At 62.5% G+C, this 20980-nt stretch carries 19 protein-coding genes and 1 pseudogene; 8 read left to right on the top strand and 12 right to left on the bottom strand.

All coding sequences use genetic code 11. The annotated features are described in order from the left end of the window. Position 1: 1 nt before the first annotated feature. The 5 genes from ACRQ5Q_RS12055 to ACRQ5Q_RS12035 all read left to right on the top strand — a co-directional run bounded on the left by ACRQ5Q_RS12055 (position 2) and on the right by ACRQ5Q_RS12035 (position 2424). Positions 2-601, top strand: a complete 600-nt coding sequence (locus tag ACRQ5Q_RS12055; protein WP_439397970.1) for a hypothetical protein — start codon at positions 2-4, stop codon at positions 599-601. After that, the gene (locus ACRQ5Q_RS12050; RefSeq protein WP_439397968.1) at positions 602-1087 is read left to right on the top strand and encodes a DUF992 domain-containing protein; all 486 of its coding nucleotides are present in this window, start codon (positions 602-604) and stop codon (positions 1085-1087) included. A 158-nt stretch (positions 1088-1245) separates the two neighbouring features. After that, positions 1246-1806 carry an HdeD family acid-resistance protein gene (locus ACRQ5Q_RS12045; RefSeq protein WP_439397966.1) on the top strand — a complete coding sequence of 187 codons (561 nt, stop codon included), beginning with the start codon at positions 1246-1248 and terminating at the stop codon, positions 1804-1806. A 14-nt stretch (positions 1807-1820) separates the two neighbouring features. Continuing rightward, the gene (locus ACRQ5Q_RS12040) at positions 1821-2144 is read left to right on the top strand and encodes a twin-arginine translocation signal domain-containing protein (protein WP_439397964.1); all 324 of its coding nucleotides are present in this window, start codon (positions 1821-1823) and stop codon (positions 2142-2144) included. A 37-nt stretch (positions 2145-2181) separates the two neighbouring features. Then, on the top strand, positions 2182-2424 hold the full coding sequence (locus tag ACRQ5Q_RS12035; RefSeq protein ID WP_439397962.1) for a hypothetical protein: 243 nt from the start codon (positions 2182-2184) through the stop codon (positions 2422-2424). 786 nt (positions 2425-3210) lie between these two features. On the opposite strand, the gene ACRQ5Q_RS12030 is transcribed toward ACRQ5Q_RS12035, so the two are convergent. The 10 genes and pseudogenes from ACRQ5Q_RS12030 to ACRQ5Q_RS11985 all read right to left on the bottom strand — a co-directional run bounded on the left by ACRQ5Q_RS12030 (position 3211) and on the right by ACRQ5Q_RS11985 (position 14279). Then, positions 3211-5172 (bottom strand): APC family permease, encoded by a 1962-nt coding sequence (locus ACRQ5Q_RS12030; RefSeq protein WP_439397960.1) that lies wholly within the window; start codon positions 5170-5172, stop codon positions 3211-3213. Between the two features lie 270 nt (positions 5173-5442). Next, positions 5443-5616, bottom strand: a complete 174-nt coding sequence (locus tag ACRQ5Q_RS12025) for an aldehyde dehydrogenase family protein (RefSeq protein ID WP_439397958.1) — start codon at positions 5614-5616, stop codon at positions 5443-5445. Then, positions 5592-5987: an aldehyde dehydrogenase family protein gene (locus ACRQ5Q_RS12020; RefSeq protein WP_439397956.1), complete on the bottom strand. Its 396-nt coding sequence runs from the start codon at positions 5985-5987 to the stop codon at positions 5592-5594. Before ACRQ5Q_RS12020 ends, ACRQ5Q_RS12025 begins: the two co-directional genes overlap by 25 nt. Continuing rightward, positions 5984-7261 (bottom strand): NAD(P)/FAD-dependent oxidoreductase, encoded by a 1278-nt coding sequence (locus tag ACRQ5Q_RS12015; RefSeq protein WP_439369843.1) that lies wholly within the window; start codon positions 7259-7261, stop codon positions 5984-5986. The genes ACRQ5Q_RS12020 and ACRQ5Q_RS12015 overlap by 4 nt, the downstream gene beginning before the upstream one ends. Positions 7262-7329: 68 nt before the next feature. Then, positions 7330-7722 (bottom strand): hypothetical protein, encoded by a 393-nt coding sequence (locus tag ACRQ5Q_RS12010; RefSeq protein ID WP_439369844.1) that lies wholly within the window; start codon positions 7720-7722, stop codon positions 7330-7332. 11 nt (positions 7723-7733) lie between these two features. Then, positions 7734-8609: a GNAT family N-acetyltransferase gene (locus ACRQ5Q_RS12005; protein WP_439369845.1), complete on the bottom strand. Its 876-nt coding sequence runs from the start codon at positions 8607-8609 to the stop codon at positions 7734-7736. Positions 8610-8993: 384 nt separating this feature from the next. Further along, on the bottom strand, positions 8994-9872 hold the full coding sequence (locus tag ACRQ5Q_RS12000; RefSeq protein WP_439397954.1) for an ABC transporter permease: 879 nt from the start codon (positions 9870-9872) through the stop codon (positions 8994-8996). A gap of 38 nt (positions 9873-9910) precedes the next feature. Continuing rightward, positions 9911-10861, bottom strand: a complete 951-nt coding sequence (locus ACRQ5Q_RS11995) for an ABC transporter permease (RefSeq protein WP_439397952.1) — start codon at positions 10859-10861, stop codon at positions 9911-9913. 60 nt (positions 10862-10921) lie between these two features. Next, positions 10922-12591 (bottom strand): annotated as a pseudogene (locus ACRQ5Q_RS11990) (peptide ABC transporter substrate-binding protein). Beyond that, positions 12588-14279, bottom strand: a complete 1692-nt coding sequence (locus ACRQ5Q_RS11985; RefSeq protein WP_439397950.1) for an ABC transporter ATP-binding protein — start codon at positions 14277-14279, stop codon at positions 12588-12590. The pseudogene ACRQ5Q_RS11990 and the gene ACRQ5Q_RS11985 overlap by 4 nt, the downstream one beginning before the upstream one ends. Positions 14280-14937: 658 nt before the next feature. On the opposite strand from ACRQ5Q_RS11985, the gene ACRQ5Q_RS11980 reads away from it, so the two are divergent. Both ACRQ5Q_RS11980 and ACRQ5Q_RS11975 read left to right on the top strand, forming a co-directional pair. Next, positions 14938-16263, top strand: coding sequence for an NAD(P)/FAD-dependent oxidoreductase (locus ACRQ5Q_RS11980; protein WP_439397948.1), 1326 nt, complete (start codon positions 14938-14940; stop codon positions 16261-16263). Between the two features lie 113 nt (positions 16264-16376). Further along, positions 16377-16853 carry an Lrp/AsnC family transcriptional regulator gene (locus tag ACRQ5Q_RS11975; protein WP_439397946.1) on the top strand — a complete coding sequence of 159 codons (477 nt, stop codon included), beginning with the start codon at positions 16377-16379 and terminating at the stop codon, positions 16851-16853. Between the two features lie 16 nt (positions 16854-16869). Here ACRQ5Q_RS11975 and ACRQ5Q_RS11970 read toward each other — a convergent pair whose 3' ends face one another. Then, positions 16870-18246: an aspartate aminotransferase family protein gene (locus ACRQ5Q_RS11970; RefSeq protein WP_439369852.1), complete on the bottom strand. Its 1377-nt coding sequence runs from the start codon at positions 18244-18246 to the stop codon at positions 16870-16872. Positions 18247-18574: 328 nt separating this feature from the next. On the opposite strand from ACRQ5Q_RS11970, the gene ACRQ5Q_RS11965 reads away from it, so the two are divergent. Further along, positions 18575-19264: a haloacid dehalogenase type II gene (locus ACRQ5Q_RS11965; RefSeq protein WP_439397944.1), complete on the top strand. Its 690-nt coding sequence runs from the start codon at positions 18575-18577 to the stop codon at positions 19262-19264. A gap of 131 nt (positions 19265-19395) precedes the next feature. On the opposite strand, the gene ACRQ5Q_RS11960 is transcribed toward ACRQ5Q_RS11965, so the two are convergent. Then, entirely contained in the window at positions 19396-20853 is a 1458-nt protein-coding gene (locus ACRQ5Q_RS11960) for an NAD-dependent succinate-semialdehyde dehydrogenase (RefSeq protein WP_439369854.1), read from the bottom strand. Between the last annotated feature and the right edge of the window lie 127 nt (positions 20854-20980).

The following is a 20980-nucleotide window of genomic DNA, read 5'->3' as shown; positions in this document are numbered from 1 at the left end:
CATGAGCGAAATCGATGCACAGCAACGCGATGTTCCCGAGCCTCCCCTGACGCGCGCAGGGGCCGGTCAATTTCTCTGGCACCAGCTTCCGTATGTCGTCGCGCTGCTGCTCGCCATCGCAGGCGTCGCCTACACGAACATCTCGCACCAGCCCCTGGTCGGCTATTGGGAGTTCCTGGCGCTCGCCATCGGCGTGGTCTGCGTCAATACCAAATGGCCCGAGACTGAAGGCAGGGAAAGCCAGATCCGCCTGGTGTGGACCCAGGCGCTGCACTGGATCGCGGTCCTGATCACGATGAACATCATGCTGGTCTCCGGGGTTCAGCAGATGCTTCCGACGCCGGCGACCGGTCTCGTGCTGCTGACGCTGCTTGCGCTCGGAACGTTTCTTGCGGGCGTCAGCCTGCTGTCGTTGCAGATTGCCTTTCTCGGGCTTGCGATGGGCGCCGCCGTCCCGGCGATATCCTGGCTGAAGCAGTCCATCTTCTTCTTCCTGCTCGGCGCCGTGCTGCTGATCGGCCTCGCGATCTCGTTCTCGCTGCGCCAGGACAGCCGCCTCTCGCGCCGCACGAGGAAAGCCCAACACCTGACGGAGGCTTGAATGCGAACATTGCGAAATCTTGCGGCCATCTGCGCCTTGGCTGCTCTTTCCGCCACCACCACGTCCGCGCGCGCCGAGAGATTCAGGATTGGCAGGCTGCTGTGCTTCTCCGAGCCTCGCGTCGGGCTGGTGCTGGGATCGACACAGGCGATGCGTTGCGTCTTCACCGGGCTGCGGTCGCCCCGGCAGTATATCTATGAGGGACGGATCAGGCGCGTCGGCCTTGACCTCGGCGTGACCAGCGCCGGCACGTTGTCATGGGCGGTCTTCGCCCGGAATTCGCGCATTGGCCCCGGCACGCTCCGCGGCAGCTATGTCGGGGCGAGCGGCAATTTTGCATTGGGTCCGAGTCTCGGCGCCAACGTCCTCATCGGCGGCTCACGGAGGAGCCTGATGCTGCAGCCGATCTCGATTGAACGTTCGATCGGTCTCAATCTCGCTGCCGGCGTGACTCATCTGACGTTGGGACCGCGGGGCGCGCAATAATCCGCATCCCGCCTGGTGGATGCTGGCGCTGATGCAGACCGAAGGGGATGCGAACATTCCCGCCCGATGGCTCAGGGTTTCGTCTGATGTCCGCATGGCGGGTTCGCCGCTAGGATTCACCGTCCGTCGATGGAACCATCGTTGTCGGAGAGGATCGCATGACAGCCTATGACAGCCGGTCCGGCATCGCAGCGCTGGGTCCTCCGCCACTTTGGGTCTGCGCTCTCCTCGGCGCCGTCTTGATCGCCGCCGGCTTCTTTGCGCTCGGCGACCTCGCCTTTGCCACCATCATCAGCGTCAAGTTCATCGGACTGACCGCGATCGCCGCCGGCGGATTCGAGATCGCGCATGCGTTCTGGACCAAGGAATGGGGCGGCTTCCTGTGGCGGATCGTTCTCGGCGCGCTCTACCTCGTCTTCGGCCTCATCCTGCTGACCCAACCGGCCTCCGGCGCGCTGATCCTGACCTATTTCCTCGGCGCGGTGCTGTTCGCGTCCGGCGTCATTCGGTGCGTGCTGAGTTTTGCCTACTGGCATCAGAACGGCTGGATGATGCTGATCTCCGGCATCTTTGCCGTCATCGCCGGCGTTCTCATCCTGTTCGGCTTCCCCGACATCAGCGTCTGGGCGCTTGGCGTCCTGCTCGGTGTCGACCTGATCTCGCATGGTCTCGCATGGTTGCTCTACGCACTGCAATCGCTGCGGACGGCCGAATCATAAAGGAGAGAAGCACAATGATTGCTCCCAACCGCCGTGCCTTCCTCGGCCTTGCAACGAATGCCATTGCCGCGGCCGCAATCGGCACCGCCGGCGTTCGCCTTATCGGCGTCGCCGAGGCGATGCCGGTCGACCCCGATCCCGGACGGGCCGGCGAGGCAGCGCTCCCTGTCATGCCGGCGCAGTGGGGACCGGGACCCAGTCCGGGCTGGGGCAGCCCGGGCTGGGGCGCCCCGCCACCGCGTCCCGGTTGGGGTCCCCCACCGCCGCGTCGTCGTCGTCGCCGCTGGGTTTGCTGGTGGCATCGCGGTCGTCGTCATTGCGGATGGCGCTGGCGCTAGGACGTGCCGAGCCCTTGCCAAGGTGATGGAGGGAATCGTGCGCAACAACTACCAATGGGCCCTCGCCGCCGTGCTGGCCGCGCTTCTCGTCATGGCAACCTGGTTTTGCGTATCGGTCTGGCGCTCGACGCCGGCGATGCCGGTCTACGGCAATGTCATCCTGGCCGGGGCCGCTGCCCTCATCCTGGTGTCGGGCTGCGGCCTGATCGCATTGATGTTCTACAGCCATCGCAAGGGCTACGACGAACCCGCGCGCAGCGACAGGGCCGCGCGGGACTGATCCCCGCCAAAACATTGGGAGTTGCGCGCAGAAGAGTTCCGCGCAAAGGCGGACTATTGCGAGCACGAGCAGGTCAGGAAAACGCTGCGGAGAATCGCCAGGATCTACGACGACCTCCCCCGTCGAGCGGCACTGATCCGGACCGTCCAAGAGGCCACAGAGTAGCCCGCAGCCCCTGTCGAATTCCGGCCTGTTTTTCCGCAAGTGGCAGGCGTAGACTTCATGCGCCTCTCGGGCTCGCGCCGCACCAGCCCCGGGACGCCCGAGAGAGCAGGCGACCCCGCCGAGCCTCCCCGTGCCAGGTGGGGTCGCTGCATTGTAGGACACGCGCAGAGACAGATTAGGCCCTCCGAATGAGTGCCTCTTTCTAGCAATCGCCATCCTAAATCTGGGAGACGTAAAATCTGTCGGCCTCCGGGAACCAGCCCCTCCGGCCGACCCGGAGCGCAGGCGGCCTCGCCATGTGTAACAGCATTGGCGGGGTCGCTGCTCCTCCGAGCACCCGCAGAGGGTTTGGACACTGCGTTAGGAACAAGAATTTCCCTTGAGGCGGTTATCCCGCGTCTGCTCTGCGAGGCACAAGACTTACCGGAGCACACTGTCCTGGCGTTCAATCTGCCGGGAGCAACATTCCAGCTAGGCGCAAATGGAGTAAGCCCAAGGGTTACAGTTGCAGAACCCGGAGGTAGAGCATCGGCGCCCAGATCAATGTGGTGTTGCCCGGACGCGGTCTTTCGTAGTCTTTGCCATAGGCCGCAAGTCCCCGCCGCCTCCCCAGACTCCGACTCAGGCAGGCTGTCTATTCCGGCGGGCGCTGGCAGGTACGTTGCGCACATTCTTGTTCAGATCCAGGCGCCACGGAACGTTGATCACCGTTAAGTCGGGTTGTCCAAGCGCGATCAGCTGCCGGCGTAGCCGGAGCGCGCGATGGGTATGCAGGAAATGCTGGTACCAGCGCCGCTTGACGACCTCGGGAATGAGCACCGCGATGGGCTTGCCCGGGAATTGGCTCCTGATTTCGTCAATCGCTCTCAATATGGGAAACTGGATGGTGCGGTATTGGGCATGGAGTAGGACGAGACGCGGAGGCGCGAGCCCGACTTTCCGTGCGGGGACTTCAACGTCCGCCCACCACTTCTCCCTGAGCATGCGCTGCTCTTCCGTGGTATCAGGGCCTGACAGCTGCATCAGGTGAACGCCAACGACCTGGGGTGAAATGCTCAACGCAAACTTCAATGCATTGTCGCTCAACTTATTCCAGCCTTCGAAAGCCACGACAACGATGGGCGGGCTCAATCCACTGAGATCCAATGGCGTTGGATCGCGGAGCTGCGTGGCCAGTTCGTCATAGTATGCCCTTATCACCTTGAGCAGGATGATGACGATTGGCAGCACCAACAGCGTTATCCAGGCTCCCTCGGTGAACTTGGCCGCGACAATAATGATGAGAGCGATAGCCGTCGTTACTGCGCCTGCCGCATTGACCAGAAGATGGGCTTTCAATTGTCGCGGCTTCGGCTCTCCTGGTTGATCGATGGCGTGTCGCCAGTGCCAGGCCATCCCCGTTTGGGAGATCGTGAACGTGAGAAATGCACCGATGGCAAATAGCGGGATCAGACGGTCCGTTATGCCGCCAAAGACGATCAACAGAATCCCCGATGTGAACCCGAGGTAGAGAATGCCGATGTCGAAAACCAAGCGACGGCCTGCGACTGCAAAGGATTTTGGCAGAAAGCCGTCCTCGGCGACCACGTGGCAAAGGCGGGGGAAGTCGACGAAGCTGGTATTCGCCGAAAGAGCCAGTACACACAGGAGAGAGCCGATCGCGACGTAGTACACAAGCCCGTCTCCCACGACGGCGGCCGCAAGCTGCGACAGCACGCTGCGATAACCTTCCTGTTCCTGATTCATCGCACCGATTCCGTAAGCGCGGGTCAGGAGACTGATCCCGATCAACAGGATACCGAGGATCACGACGATGGCAGTTAGGGTCCGATGACCGTGTTTCACGGTAGGCTCGCGAAACGCGGTCATGCCATTGGAAACGGCCTCGACGCCCGTCATCGCCGTGCAACCGCTGGCGAACGCGCGCAACAGCAACCAGAGGCTGGCACCCTCGATGGCTTTCCCAATGGGCGGGGGCGGCACCACCGGCTGGGGCGATCCGCCGGACGTAACCACATTGTACATACCGATCGCCAGGATGATGCCGAAACTCGCTACAAAGACGTAGGTCGGCAACGCGAACACCCTGCCGGCATCGAGCGTGCCGCGAAGGTTTACGACCGTCACCAAAGCCAAAATCGCGAGGCACAACGGAAGAATGTAAGGGTGCAGGACCGGCACGGCCGAGACCAACGCGCCCACGCCAGCTGCGATGCCCACCGCGACGTTCAGAACGTAGTCGATCATCAGCGCGGCAGCCGCGAGCAAGCCGGCATTGGTGCCGAGGTTGTCTTTTGCAACGATGTAGGCACCACCGTGGTTGGGGTACGCCCGAATGGTCTGCCAGTAGGAGGCGAACAATATCCCGAGAAGCACCACGATCGGCGCCATGACCCAACCAACGTAGAACGTCGCTGCCGCTCCGAGCGGCGTGAGAATTGTGAGAGCCGCCTCGGGCCCATAAGCGGACGAGCCGAGTCCGTCCAGCCCCATTGCGGGAAGCCCCTCGAACGCTCCGATCTTGCGTTCCTTGAACTCCCTATTGGCCAGGCGCCGGCCGAGAAGAAAATCGAGCAGACTCACGACTAAATCGGTCCGGCTGGGGATATCAACTTCGAAACAATGGGACCCGACCTGTAAAGGTTCCTGGCGTCGCACAATTCAGAAGGAACCTGCAGGGTTGCAGGCCGAGCAAATGACCCGACGTATCTGCGACGAATGAGCTTCTTTGATCCGCAGCTACGAATCCCGATGCCTCTTGGTAACAACGACAGTGCGAAATCTGACCGGCCGATCACGGCGCAGACCGCATCGACAGTTTCGGGCGGTGCTAAGCAGATGTTTCCGCAGCTTTCAGCGATAAAATCCGAGGGCAGCCTTGGTCTCGAGATACTCCTCCATGCCCTCGATGCCATATTCGCGGCCGTTGCCGGACCGCTTGTATCCGCCAAAGGGTGCGTTGGGGTCCCAGTCGGGATGGTTGAGATGAACTTGACCCGACCTTATCTGACGGGCGACTGCGCGCACCGTCTCAATATCAGTGCCCTGCACATGGGCGCCGAGGCGCGGCGCGCGTAGGTGATGGCGGCTCCCATCTCGCACGTGAGGGCCTGTGCGAACAGTTCCAGCCGCTCCAGGAGCAAACCGTGAACCCTGTCGAGCAGCGCCGCCCTCTCAGCAGATGGCGTAAGGGACCAGCTGCCGAAGGCTTTTCTCGCAGCTGCGACCGCACTGTCGACATCCTCGTCATTGCCGAGAGCGACGTCTGCGATCCGCTGCTCGGTCGCCGGATTGACGACGCTCGCCGTGGCCGAGCCGACCGGCTTGCGCCATTCTCCATCGATGTAGAATTTGCCGAGGAAGCCGGCTTCCGCCAGGTATCGAACGGGCGAGGTCATTGGAAGCGATCCTTGATGCGATAGTAGGCGCCGACCAGCGGAAGGAACCAGGGCGGACCGAGATGGCCGGGAATGGCGGGCCAGGCGAAGTCCTTCCACGGATTGAGATCGGCGCGGCCGTCCATGACCTCAGCCATGATCGTCCCCATCAGGGTCGACATCTGGGTGCCGTGGCCGCTATAGCCCATGGAATAGTAGATACCGTTGCGTTCGCCGGCGCGCGGCAGCCGGTCGCGCGTCATGTCGACCATTCCGCCCCAGCAGTAATCGACGCGCACGCGGCGAAGCTCGGGAAACACGTCGTGCAGCGCCGCCTGCAGGATGGCGCCGCTCTTCTCGTCTGATGTCGGATTGGAGATGGCGAAGCGCGCGCGTCCGCCGAACAGCAGCCGGTTGTCGGGCGTCGTTCGGAAGTAGTTGACCAGATTCTTCGTATCCACCGCCATTCGGCGGCTTGGCAGAAGTCGATCGAGCGTCGCGAGCGGCAGGGGCTCGGTGACGATCAGGAAAGCACCGACTGGAACGATCCGGCGTCGAATCCAACCCAGCGGTCCGGTTTGCGAGATGCCGCTCGCAAGCAGAACCTGCGAGGCCCGTAGCCGACCTTTGGATGTCTCGATCTCGTGTCCGCCTCCGGCGATCGGCCGCAGGCCCATCATCGGCGTATGCTCGTGGATCTCGACGCCGCGCCGCGCCGCGGCTTCCGCGAGGCCGCGAACGAAGCGCCCGACATGCATGCCGGCGCTCTTGCGGTAGATGAGCCCGCCATAATAACGCTGCGAGCCCACTTCGCCGGCGAGGCCAGCACGGCTCACCATCTCCGTATCCGGATCAACATTCGCGGCGAGCAATTCCTGGCTGCGCGCCAGCTTGTCATAATGCTCCGGCCTCGCCGCGAGCTTGATCTTGCCGACGCGCGCGAAGCTGCAGTCGATCTTCTCTTCGGTCACAAGACGTTCGACCGTGTCGACGCCGGCGTCGAAGGCCCGGTAGAGCCGGTCGGCAGTGTCCTTACCGAGCCTGGCCGAGAGCGTGCCGTAGTCCTGGGCGAACCCGTTGTTGCACATCCCGCCGTTGCGGCCGGACGCCGCGTGCCCGATCGTCTCGGCTTCGAGCAGCACCACGCGCGCGCCCTTCTTGGCGAGCGCCAGCGCGGCGGAGGAGCCGGTCAGGCCGCCCCCAATCACTGCGACGTCGCAGCTTCCCTGCAGCGGCCCTGCCGCGGCCGCCGTGAACGGCCCCGATGTATCCAGCCAATAGGACGCAAGCTTCATACCCGGCTCCAAGAGCTCCACTCATGACCGCTGGGCTTCGCACATCGCGGCAACCCACATCGGTTGAACTAACAGCCGCGCATCCGCGGCCATTGCGCTTCGATTACGTCGCTGCCGGCGCAGACGACGTTGTACAGATCGTGTTGCGATGCCGTCGCGCAGGCCTGATTAGGCTGGATCCTGACTTTCGCGCCGATCGAAAGATGCGGCAAAGCTTGCGTCGATCCCGATCTCATCGCGAGGATGCCGTGCTCCTGGCTTGCCTGCGCGACGATCAAGTCCGGATAAACCCTGCCGGAGAGATCGCAGACCAGACCATAGCCCTGGTCAACCCACAGACGGTCGAGATTGCGATCCAGCCGGCCTCCCGCGAGCAGGAGGGCCGGTGTTGCCAACGTGCTCGCCGTTCCGGCGCTTTCGCCCTTCTGGGTATCCGGTCCGTGAATATCCTGCCGCAGCACTTCGATGCCTCCTAGCCGAACGACTGGTTGGCGATCGCGAAGCTGCGCGCCGGCCCGGTCGATGGTGTCGGCGCGCCCAAGATCATGGTGGTGGCGTGGCTGACCTGGTGCAGACCGATGCGTTCGAGCCACGCTCCGAGCTGCGACGTGGCGGAGGTGTCGATGCGAACGAAGCGAGGCCCGAGGCGTACGAGCGCAGCCTCGATCAGCGCGCGCGCGTCGGCCGGGCTTTCGGCAACGACTGGGCCGATGACATGCCCGCGGCCGAAAAGCCGGGAGATGGCGTAACCGCGGGGCATGCCGTCACGGTGCAGGACATAGCCATCCCCGCTCTGGACGAGCCGATCCAGCATCCGGTGCCTTTCCCAACCGGTGGCCTCGCGATCGAGCCGCACCATTGCCTCGAAATCCGATGCAGCCATTGACCCGACGCGGCCCGAGCGCGGCGCCTCGCGGGCTTCGCTCGGAATTCCCTGATGCTGGTGGATGACCCCGATCGGCACGAAGCCGCGGCGCCCGTAAAGGGCGATGCCTTCGGCCGTCGAATTCAGTGCGATGGTCCGCGGAAGTGCCGACGCCAGCAACGCATCCATGAGCCGCGCCCCATAGCCGCGGCCCTGAGCCGCCTTCGCGACGATGATCATCCCGGCGGAAGCATGGGTCGCGCCATATGGCCACCACGCCGCTGTCCCGATCACCACTCCGGCGCGCTGTAGAACGAAGCCATGGCCCAACTGCAGCGCGACGTCCCAATCCTCGATCCGGTAGGGCCAACCCATCTCCTGCGAGAGCTTCAGGGCGCCCTCCAGGTGCGCTCTGGCGAATGGAAGCAGCACCGCGGCCTCATTGTTGCGTTCGCCGGTTCGGTAAGCCGCGCTCGTCATCATGGGTCGTCTCTTGGTCGCGGTGCCGGCCTGATTGCCAGTGGCGGGGCGCAGCCATCTGACGATCCCCGCACCTGCAGCGTACGTTGCGCCCGACAGCATTACGCGATCGGACCGCAGCAAAGTTCGGCATAGAATTCCATTGAAGGTGCCCGGGAGCGGCCAATCTGCTGTCAGGAGCCGCCGCCCAACAAACCGCTTCGAGCGGGCCCTCAGAGCAGGCTCACTCAGCCTTCCAGTCCAGCACGATCTTGCCGCAGGTGCCCGCCCGCATGATCTCGAATCCGGTCCTGAACTCGGCGACCGCCAGGCGGCACGTCATGATCATGCATGGCCTTAGCTTCTCCTATGTCTCGTCGCGTTCAGCCGAGGCTTGGCTCGGACTGATCAGATGTGGTCGTTCCGAACGTCGAGGGCATCTCGCAGGCCATCGCCGATGAAATTGAAGCTCGTCACCGCAATCGTAATCGCGGCGCCGGGAATGATGGCGAGCCATGGAGCGCTCGCCAGATATTGCTGGGCGCCGTTGAGCATGTTGCCCCAGCTCGGCAGCGGCGGCTGGATGCCGTAGCCGAGGAAGCTGATATAGGCTTCCAGAAGAATCGCGCGGGCGACCGCCAGGCTTGCGGCGACGATGATTGGGCCCATGGCATTGGGCAGGATCTCGCGGAACATGATGTGCCGGCGGCTCAGCCCCACCATGCGTGCAGCCTGGACAAACTCGCGCTCGCGCAGCGAGCGGACCTCGGCCTCGAGGATTCTGGCGGTCTCCATCCAGCTCGTGACGGCAATGATGACGGTGATCATCACCGGGCTCGGCCGCAGCACTGCGGCCAGCGCCAGCACGAGGAAGATGGAGGGGTACGAAAGGAAGCCGTCCACAGTGCGCATCAGCGCTGCCCCGACCCAGCCGCCGCGATAGCCCGCCGTCACGCCGACCAGGGTGCCGATCAGCGTCGACAGCAGCATCGCGGAGAATCCCACCAGCAGCGACACGCGCCCTGCCATCAATAGCCGTGCGGCCAAGTCACGTCCGAGAGGGTCGGTGCCGAAATAGTGGTGACCGCTGAGAGGTGGCGCAAAGCGGGCGCGCAGATCGATCTGGAGCGCGTCGTACGGCAACGCATAGGGGCCGATGGCGCACGCCAGCACAAGCACGGTGAGCATCGCGATCCCGACAAGTGCCAGATGATGGCGCATGAAGCGCGCCACCGCACGGCTGTGCCACCAGCGAGTTGGAGCTGCGTGCACGACGATGGCGGTCATATCTGCTGCCTCCTGGTAACATAGGTGAGCCGGCGGGCTCAGCCCAGGCGAATGCGCGGGTCGACGGTGGCGATGACGATGTCTGCGGTCAGATTGCCCAGCACGACCAGGATGGCCGAGAAGATCAACAGCCCCATCACCATCGGATAGTCACTGTAGCCGAGGCTGTCGAGAAACAGCCGCCCCATTCCCGGCCAGGTGAAGACCGTCTCCGTCACCAATGCGCCGGTCAGAATGCTGGGCAACTGCATCCCGGCCAGGGTGATCATCGGCAACAGCGCATTGCCGACGACATGCTTCAGCAGGATGCGTCGCTCGCTCACACCCTTGGCGCGGGCGGTCTTGATGAAGTCCTGGCTCAGCGCGTCGAGCGTCGCCGTTCGCATGTAGCGGCTCCAGATCGCGACATGAACCAGTGACAGCACCAGGCTCGGCAGGATCAGATGGTGCAGATAATCCAGCACCGAGCCATCGCCGATCGTGTACATGTTGCCTGCAGGAACCCAGCCGAGCTTCAGCGTGAAGGTGTAGATGCCGATGAGGCCGAACCAGAAGGTCGGCACCGACAGTGCGACCATGGCACCGACAGTCGCGCAATAGTCGAACAGGGAATAGCGGTGCGTGGCACCGCGGACGCCGATCCAAGTGCCGGCCGCGATTGCCAATGCAGTGGATGTGCCCATCAGCAGAAGCGTCGCCGACAGATGTCGGCCAATCACCGCCAGCACCGCAGAGCCATCGCGGAAAGAGTGTCCCCAGTCGCCCCGGATCAGTCGCCAGGCCCAGTCCAGATACTGAATCCAAAGCGGCCGGTTTAGCCCCAGCTGCGCTGCAAGTCGCTCGACGTCCTTCTGCGTCATGCCGGGATCGAGACCGAATTGCGCGAGAGGACCGCCCGGCATGAGGTTGAGAACCGTGAAGCCGATGATCGAGACGATCACCAGCAGCACGATGCTCTGCGAGAGGCGATTGAGCAGGAAGGCAGACATCCGAGACTCCGGTAGCGTGACTATGGCGTTCGCCGTCCTTCCAGGTCCGGCGGACGGACATCAGCTCGCCCAGTACCAGGCCAGCGCATTCCAGGATTCCGTGCGCGTATTGCCGTTCGGCACGAAGCCGTTGATCCCTTTCTTGAGACCTTCGACCGCATTGCTCTGGTACAACGGAAGGAAGGGCAGGTCGCGACGAACAAGTTCCTGGACGCGAGAGTAGATCGCGCGCCGGGCTTCAGGATCGAAGGTGCGCGCGCCCTTGTCGAGCAGGGCGTCGACCTCCGGATTTGCATACTGCGCATTGTTCGAGCCGCGACCGCCCTTCACTCCGATCGAACGCGAGTGAAGGCGATTGGTGACATCCGGATCGGCGCCGATCAGGTACGAGCTGCCGACGATCACGGAATCGAATTGCGATTGCATCCAGAACTCGCCCCACATCACGGCGGCGGGCAAGTTCGATATCTTCATCTCGACGCCCAGCTGAGCAAAGGTCTGCTGAAGGAATTGCTGCACCTGTTCGCGGAGGGGATCGCCGGACGTTGTCGAATTGGTAAAGGACAGACGGACGCCATTCTTGGTGCGAATGCCGTCGCCTCCGGTCGCCCAGCCGGCCTGATCGAGGATCTTGCGCGCGCGATTCAGGTCGAATTGGTGCAGCGGCAGATTGGCGTTGAAGAAGAAGGACTGCCGCGGCATAAAGGTCTCCGTCGGCGTCGGCACGCCGTAGTAGAGCCCCTGGATGATCGCCTCCTTGTCGATCGCCGCATAAAGCGCCTCGCGGACCGCAAGTTCCTTGAACTGCGGGCGCTCGAGGTTCAGGTAGAAGGATTCGAACGAGGCCCTGGGGACCAGCGTCACCACGCGGTTCGGCAGGGTCTTGGCTTCGCCATAGTGATCGGGCGTGATGTAGGGCTGACCCACGAGATCGATGTCGCCGCTCCTGAACTGGGTGTAGAGGACGGTCAGATCGGGAATGTATTTGAAGACCAGCCGCTCGATATGAGGGCCTTCACCGAAGTATTCGGTGTTGGCCACGAGTTCGAGATGATCACCAGCAACCCGCTTGCCCACTTGAACGGGCCGGTGCCGACCGGCGCCTGGTTGAAGGCGGCGTTGTTCGGATTGGCCTCTTTCTCCAGGATGTGCTTGGGCACGATGAAGGTTTCGGTCAGGAACGACAAATACGGCGCAAAGGCCTCTTCCATTCGCCACGAGATCTCCGTGGGGGAGACCACCGTGATGTCGCGCACGAGAGCATGGCCGGACGTGCGCCAACTCCGGAAGTTGGGGTTCGTGATCAGTTCGAGCGTGAACTTGACGTCCTCGGCGCTGAAAGGCTTGCCGTCGTGCCAGCGGACATCGTCACGCAACCGAATGCGCCATTTGAGACCGTCTTCCGAAATACCGCCGTTCTTCTGGTTCGGCACTTCCAATGCAAGGTTGGGCTGAATGACGCCCTGAGGATCGATGCGGAAGAGCGCGTCAAAAACCGAGAAATGCACGCCATCGTCGACTTCGATGTGGACCATCAGCGGATTGAAGACGGTCGGCTCCTGTCCAAGTCCGACGATCACGCGGCCGGTTGGCTTTGCCGAAGAGGTGCGCGCCAAGGCCGGCTTGCCCAGGAGATTGGGCGCGAAGAGGCCGGCACTTCCGCCAATTGCCACCAGGCGCAGGGCATCGCGCCGCGAGTAGTTCGATGTCGTCGCAGAACGCTCGGTCATAACTTCTCTCCTTGCCTGTGGTGTCCGGCGCGGCTTTCATCTTGGGGCATTTCCCCGGGCTGCTCTCCGGGGATCGCTGCCACCAGTTCGCGCGTGTAGCTGGATTTCGGGTCGAGGAAGATCTGAGACGGCGGTCCGCGTTCAACGATCTGTCCTCGATGCATGACGGCAATTTCATCGCAGATCTGGCTTGCGACGCGCAGATCATGGGTGATGAAGATCATCGAGACGCCCGTCTCGCGCTGAATTTGATCCAGCAGCTTGAGGATTTGGGCCTGGATCGAGACGTCGAGCGCAGAGACCGCCTCGTCGGCAATCAGCAGCTTTGGCTTCAACATCAGCGCCCGCGCGATCCCGATGCGCTGGCGCTGCCCGCCGGAGAACTCGTGGGGATAGCGATCGAAGGCTCCTGAATCGAGGCCAACGTGGGACAGAAGCTCCCGCGCCCGCCCACAAGCCTCGCCGTAGGGCACCCCATGTGCGACTGGACCGACCGTGAGAATATGTCCGACCGTCGATCGCGGATTCAGCGAGGCAAAGGGATCCTGGAAGATCATCTGGATCTTGGGCCGCAGCGATCGAAACTCGGCCTCGGAAAGCCCGGCGATGTCGCGCCCTTCGAACAGAATCGAGCCGCTGTCGCACTCCATGAGCTTGATCAGCAGCCGACCGAGCGACGACTTGCCCGAACCGCTCTCCCCGACGACGCCGAGCGTGCGGCCCGACGTGAGGTCGAAGCTGACCCCATTGACCGCAGGCACGATGCGCTGCGTGCGCAAAAGCGCGCTGCCGCTGCGATAGGTTTTTGCGAGGCATTCGACCTTGAGAATGGCGAGTGGGTCCGCAGCTTCCAGGGCCACACGGTTTTTGCCGGTCAGGTGCGGGACGGCTGCGATCAGGCGGCGCGTATAGAGATGGCTGGGCGACTTCAGCACCTGCTCGGCACCGCCCTGCTCCACGCAATGGCCTTTCTCCATCACCACAACGTAGTCGGCGATCTCGGCCACGACGCCGAAGTCATGGGTGATGAACATGACGCTCATCCCCTTCCGGCGCTGAATGTCGCGGATCAACTTGAGGATCTGCGCCTGGGTCGTCACGTCCAGGGCGGTGGTCGGCTCGTCCGCGATCAGGATCGCGGGCTCTAGAGCCAGAGCCATGGCGATCATCACGCGCTGCCGCTGTCCGCCCGAAAGCCGGAATGGATATTGGTGATACATCAGCTGCGGGTCGGGCAGACCCACTTCGATCAACAGGTCAATCGCCCTGCTGCGACGGGAGGCCGGCGTTCCAACGTCGTGCGCAGCCATCACCTCCTCGATCTGCGCGCCCACGGTCATCAGCGGGTTGAGCGCCGAGAGAGGGTCTTGAAAGATCATTGAAACGACGCGGCCGCGCAGGCTGCGGAGCTTGTCGGGCGAGAAACCTACGATGTTCATCCCGTCCAGGTGGATCGCACCCGAGGAGACCCGGATCGCCTTCGGCAAAAGCCCCATGATCGCGTTGGCGGTGACCGACTTGCCTGATCCGGATTCCCCGATGATACAGAGAATCTGTCCACGTTTCAGATCGAAGGAGACGTTCTCGACGGCGTAGGCCCGCTCCATTCCCATCGGCAGACTTACGGTCAGTTCGCGCACCGAGAGCGCCACATCCGTGGGAGTTGCCACGTCGATGCCAGAGGCCATAGGAACATCCTCCCCTCTCAACCGAGCACGGTCACCCTGCTGCCGGCCGCGCCTTCGGCCCTTTGCGTCGATACGCTCCTTGGACAGGTCAATAATTCGGCGCTCAACTTGCCATTCCTTCGTTGGAGGCTGCGACATGATTCAGGCCTGTTCGCGCAAGAAGCAGCAGCTGATGCTCAGAGCGCGCCACCGGCCTGATCGGCCACCTCGATCGAAGCGAAGCTCGGATGTCACCCCCGTCATGGCTTGATCGCTTTCCGCGAAGGCCCGCCCCTGGATAAGGCTCATGCAAGTTGCCTCTTTGGACTTCGGCCATCGATCGGCTGGTTCTGCCGATCTTGACGATGTCGATCACCCCGGAGTCGCCGAAAGCCGGCATCGAAGCAGCATGAACTTCTGAAAACGAAGTCCGATTTGGCATTTCAGTCTGCGCCGCGAGGCCCGCGGCGGCGCCCAGCCAGGAGAGAGCGCAAGGGATTGCGGGAGCGCGTCCGTCGGTCTCGGCGCCTGCAAATGCGGTGCAGGCAAAGTATTTTCGCAATAATAGCCTGTGTCGAAGGCGGTAAACCGCAGGATGTTCGGCCACACGACGAAAGTCCGCGGGGAGCTGCCGAAATTCCTCGGTTACGTTACGGCAACCACCGGAGATTCCTGTCCGATGAGCGCGCCGCTCCTGCATATCGAATCCAGTCCATCCCTACCTCGTGAGGCAGACGTCGTGGTCATCGGCGGCGGCGTCGTGGGCGTGTTCACAAGCTACTATCTCGCTCGTCGCGGCCTCAAGGTTGCGTTGCTTGAAAAGGGCCGCGTCGCCGCCGAGCAGTCCAGCCGCAACTGGGGATGGTGCCGCCAACAGAACCGCGATGCGCGCGAGCTACCGCTTGCGACCAGGAGCCTGGATCTCTGGGAAAGGGTTGCTGGAGAGACCGGTGAAGATACGGGTTTTCGCCGCTGCGGGCTTTTGTATCTGTCGAACGACGAGAATGAGCTGGCGGGCTGGGCAAAGTGGCGAGACCTCGCCAGGACCGTGGGCGTCAAGACGCACATGCTGAGTGCGGAAGAAGCGAACGACCGAGGCAAGGCGACCGGTCGCAAGTGGAAAGGCGGCGTCTTCTCGCCGACTGACGGGACGGCAGATACTTCAAAGGCCGTGCCCGTCGCCGCGCGCGGGATCATGGCGGCGGGTGGCACCGTGCACCAGCTTTGCGCGGCTCGCGGCATAGAACTCAGCGCCGGCCGGGTCAGCGGAGTGGTGACCGAGGCGGGCACGATCCGGACGAAGACGGCGGTCATGGCAGGAGGTGCATGGGCTTCGTCGTTCTGCAACCAGCTGGGAATTCGCTTCCCTCAGGCATCGGTACGCCAGTCCATTCTCGCCCTGGCCCCTGGCGCCGCCGGCCTGCCCGATGCCCTTTACACCGGGCTCGTCTCGCTCACGCGGCGCGGCAATGGCGGATACACGCTCGCTATCAGCGGGCGCGCGCGAGTCGATCCGACGCCGCAGCAGTTCAGGTTCGGCCGCGAATTCCTGCCCATGTTCGCCCGCCGCTGGCGAAGTCTCAGCCCTGGGGCTTTCGAGGGCCTGCGACAGGGCCATGAAACCCTGGGGAAATGGGGGCTCGATGAGGTGACCCCGATGGAGCTGAACCGGACGCTCGATCCTCGTCCTGACATGAGGCAGATTCGCGCGACGCATCGACGAGCTTGCAAGCTCGTGCCGGAACTTGAGCAAGTCGAAATCTCAAATGTTTGGGCCGGCTACATCGACAGCACGCCGGACGGCATTCCAACAATCGGTGAAGTTGAGTCGATTCCAGGGTTCATCCTTGCGGCGGGATTCAGCGGCCACGGTTTTGGAATTGGCCCAGGCGCGGGTCATATGATCGCTGACATCATCACGGGTAGTCCGCCGATCGTCGACCCGCGCCCCTACAGGCCGGAGCGGCTGACAATGAGCGCCTGGGGCAAGGTCAGCGAGTTCTAATTGCAGTTCCCGCCCCCGGTGGGAAAAGATGCTGGTTGATGCTATGACGATGCATATGACGATGAAGTCTCGAAGCATTGACGCCGTAATCGCCCGGATCTGATGGCATTGCTATGAAGCTCGATAAGATCGACATCAGGATTTTATGCGAACTGCAGAAGAACGGCCGGATTTCCAACGTCGAGCTCGCAGAGCTGATCAACCTTTCTCCGAGCCCGTGCCTGATGCGCGTCAAAAGGCTCCAGACGGAGGGCTTCATCACCGGCTATTCCGCCCAGATCGATGTTGCCAAGCTCGGACAAACCCTAATCGTCTTCGCTGAAATCACCCTGAAGAATCACCGGCAGATCGATTTCGCCCGCTTCCTCACGACCATTGAAAAGATCGATTCCGTCGTCGAATGCCACCTTGTTTCGGGCGGGTACGACTATCTCGTCAAGTTCATCACGGCTGGGATCAGCGAATACCAGGCCGTCATGGAACGGCTGGTCGAGATGGATATCGGCATCGACAAGTATTTCAGTTTCGTGGTGCTGAAGTCCCCGATCGTGAAATCCCATCTGCCGCTCGAAAGCATATTCAATAACTGACAGACAGGCGCGTCGATTATCCTCTCATCGCTGCGCGGACGTCCCTGTCTTGCAGCGTCTGGTCGAGCGTGGTCCTCGTCCGTTCGATGATGCCGTCGATATCCGCATCCGTGCAGCAGAGCGGCGGCGCGTAGCCCAGCACGCCCTGGGCAAAGGCGCGGATGACGAGGCCGTTGTCCCATGCGCGGTCGAAAATACGGCGTGCTGGATCGGCTTCCGCCGGCAGGGGCGTCCTGCGCTCCTTATCAGTGACGAGCTCGATTGCAGCCAGCATGCCGCGACCGCGGACATCGCCGACAAGCGGATGATCGGCCAGCGCGCGAAGACCTTCCATCAGGCGGTGTCCCGCCTTCCGACCGTTTTCCAGTAAACCGTTTTCGTAAAGATCAAGGCATGCAAGCCCGACGGCTGCGCTGACGGGATGTGCGGAATAGGTGTAGCCGTGGCCGACGGCAGACTCGCCGGCACCATCGGCAATCGTGTTGTAGACGCGGTCGGACATCAGAACGGCCCCCATCGGCACATAGCCCGACGTCAAGCCCTTTGCCGTGGTCATGAGATCCGGCACGACGTCATCCTCTTCACAGGCGAACAGCGGACCGACACGGCCAAAGCCGGTGATGACCTCATCGACAACGAACAGAATGTCGTGCTCCTTGCAAACAGCGTGCATGGCCTTCAGCCAGCATGGCGGCGGCACGAGGACGCCTCCCGATCCCTGTACCGGCTCGACATAGAAGGCCGCGACGCGTTCGGCGCCGAGCTCGGCGATCTTGGCCCGCAGAGCGGCGACCGACGCCGCGATGATAGCCTGGGGGTGGGAACCGACCGGATTGCGATAGGCGTAATGCGACGGTATTTTGTGCTGCCAGTTGTATGGCACTCCGAAGCCCGCATGAAAGGCCGGCAGCGCGGTCAAGCCGGCCCCTGCAGTCGACGATCCATGGTAGCCATACTCGACCGAAATGAACCGGTCCTGCTGTGGCGTCCCCCTGGCATGATGGTAGTACGAAATGAACCGGATCGTGCTGTCGATCGCGTCGGAGCCACCTAACGTGAAATAAACATGGTTCAGGTCACCAGGCGCCAATTCAGCCAGCCTGGCAGCCAGCCGGATGGCCGGGTCGGAGCCCAACCCGAAATAACCCGTCGCATAGGGAAGTTCGCGCAACTGCCTCGTGGCCGCTTCGACGATGCTGTCCTGTCCGTAGCCGGCATTGACACACCACAGACCCGCAAAACCGTCGAGCAATTGACGTCCCGAGACATCGGTCAGCGTCGCGCCCTTCGCTGACTTCAGCACACGGACGCCTGCCGTCTCGTGGCTGCGATAGGATGAGACCGGGTGAACGAGATGCGCCCGATCGAGTTCAATCAGCGAGTTGCTCAACATGTCGTCCTCCAGATCAACCGCAATGCTTGGGCGACCACCCCGATGCTTTCGGGCTCAATGTAAGCTGCCGAAGACGGCACTTGCTCCCAGGCAGGACACCGGCGGAAGGCGTTTTGACTTTCATTGACGATTGACGCGGCATCTTGTGCCGGCATTGGGCGGCGCCGGCGCTCGACTTGTTTGCGCAACTCTCTGCCATAGCTCCGATCCGATACGACACAATCTGCTCCCGACCGCCGCGATAGCGGTGCTTTCTCTGGTCGGCTGCCCGTTATGATGCTTGTCGTGCCGGGAAGCGGTGCGAGAGGATTGAAGAAGGATTCGAGCCATGGCGACGTTCAGACCCAAATACGTCACCTTCGACTGCTACGGCACGCTGACGAATTTCGACATGGCGGGCGCGGCGAGGAGAGTTTATGGCGCCGAGCTTTCGCCAACGGCTATGGCAAAGCTCATCACGGACTTTTCTGCCCATCGCCTGGACGAGGTTCTCGGCGCGTGGAAGCCGTACTTCGAGGTCGTGCACAATGCGCTGGAGCGCGCGTGCAAACGAAACGGTATCGTATTTCGGCCGGAGCATGCCCAGCGCATCAATGAGGAGATCCACACTTGGGGTCCACATCCCGACGTTCCGGCAGGCCTGGCCAAGGTCGCCAGGGAGATTCCGCTGGTCATCCTGTCGAACTCAATGAAGAACCTCATCATGTCGAATGTGGAGAAGCTTGGCGCTCCCTTCCACATGGTCATCACGGCGGAGGAGACCGGCGCCTACAAGCCGCAGATGAAGGGCTTCGAGTATATGCTGGACAAGCTGGGCTGCGGCCCGGACGATATCACCCACGTCTCCTCTTCCTTCCGCTATGACCTGATGACCGCCTACGACCTCGGCATCAAGAGCAAGGTCTGGGTGAACCGCGGTCACGAGCCCGCGAACCCCTTCTATGAATACACCGAGGTCGCTGGCATCGACGGGCTCGCCGCGGCGGTCGGCCTGGAGCCGATGCGCAAAACCGCGTGAGAGCGATTGGTTCTGGTCCTCTCGCTGCGCTTCATTTCTTCGAAGCTTCGATGGATTGGTGTGATGTGAAGGAAAGAGGGGGCGGTTCGACCGCCCCCTCTCTTGCTTCCGATGCCGATCCGATGGACCGCTCAGTCCAGCCCGCCCACGTGGAGCGCCTTCGTCTCGAGATATTCTTCTATCCCGAGCTGGGATCCCTCGCGTCCGAGGCCCGACTGCTTGATGCCGCCGAAAGGCGCCACCTCGGTCGAGATCAGGCCGGTGTTCAGGCCGACCATGCCGAACTCGAGCGCCTCGGCAACGCGCCAGGAGCGCCTCAGGCTCTCAGTGAAGAAATAGGCGGCAAGGCCGAAGGGCGTGCCATTTGCTATCGCAATCGCCTCGTCCTCGGTCTCGAACCGAAAGAGCGGTGCGACCGGCCCGAAGGTCTCCTCTGAAGCCAGGAGCATCTCGGTCGTCGCGCCGCCGAGCACGAGAGGTCGGGCATATTGCCGACCTTCCGGCACCGCATCACTCTCCGCGATGATCTTTGCGCCCTTGTCCAGGGCGTCCACGACGTGCCGCTTGATCTTCTCGATCGCGGCGCCATTGATCATCGGCCCTATCGCCACGCCGTCCTCCGTGCCGGGACCGACCTTCATTTTCGCGACCCGGCCGGCAAGCTTCTGGGCGAAGGCGTCGTAAATGCCGGATTGAACGAGAATGCGATTGCAGCAGACGCATGTCTGCCCGCCATTGCGGAATTTTGACGCAATCGCCCCCTCGACCGCCCGGTCGATATCGGCATCGTCAAAAACGATGAACGGCGCGTTGCCGCCGAGCTCGAGGCTCAGCCGCTTGATGTTGTCAGCAGCACCTTTCATCAACAAGGCGCCGACGCGGGTCGATCCGGTAAACGAGATCTTGCGAACGGTTTCGTTGGCCATCAGCTCCTTTCCAATGTCCGCCGGCATGCCCGTCACGATGTTGATCACGCCCGCGGGAATTCCCGCCCGCTCGGCCAAAACAGCGATGGCGAGGGCCGAAAAGGGCGTGAATTCGGAGGGCTTGATGACCACAGTGCAGCCGGCAGCCAGCGCGGGTGCCACTTTGCGGGTAATCATCGCGTTCGGGAAATTCCAGGGCGTGATGATCCCGCAGACGCCCGCCGGCTCTTTCAGCACCAGGATACGGCGGTCGACGGTCGGTGACGGGATCGTCGATCCGTTGATCCGCCGTGCCTCTTCTGCAAACCATTTGACGAAGGACGCCCCATAACGGATTTCGCCGAGCGATTCAGCAAGCGGCTTGCCCTGTTCCAGCGTCAGTAGAAGCGCCAAATCTTGCTCATGATGCCGCATGAGCTCATACCAGCGCTCGAGCAGTACGGCACGCTCTGCATGAGTCTTTGCCTTCCAGTGCTTGAACGCAGCGGCGGCGGCCTCGATTGCTGCCCTGGTCTCGTCTCGACCCATGTGGGGGATGGTACCAAGCACGCTCTGGCTCGCGGGATCGATGACATCAACAACCGCCTTCGTGCTCGCATCCCGCCAGGTACCGCCGATCAGCGCTTGCTGCCGAAACAGATCCTTCTCCTTCAATGCAATCATGGCCTTGCTCCTTGCCTCGGGCTCGACTCCGCCGTCACTGCCTGGATTTGCGAGTGGCGGGACGAAGCCGTCTCATGCGAGCAGTACACGCCCGCACGCCGCATTTTTCGTTGATCACGAAGTGCCT

Source organism: Bradyrhizobium sp. PMVTL-01, from assembly GCF_051861855.1.
In the GTDB taxonomy this organism is placed as follows: domain Bacteria; phylum Pseudomonadota; class Alphaproteobacteria; order Rhizobiales; family Xanthobacteraceae; genus Bradyrhizobium.
The sequence above is the reverse complement of the archived record's forward strand: the minus strand, read 5'-3'. Positions and strand labels throughout refer to the sequence as shown.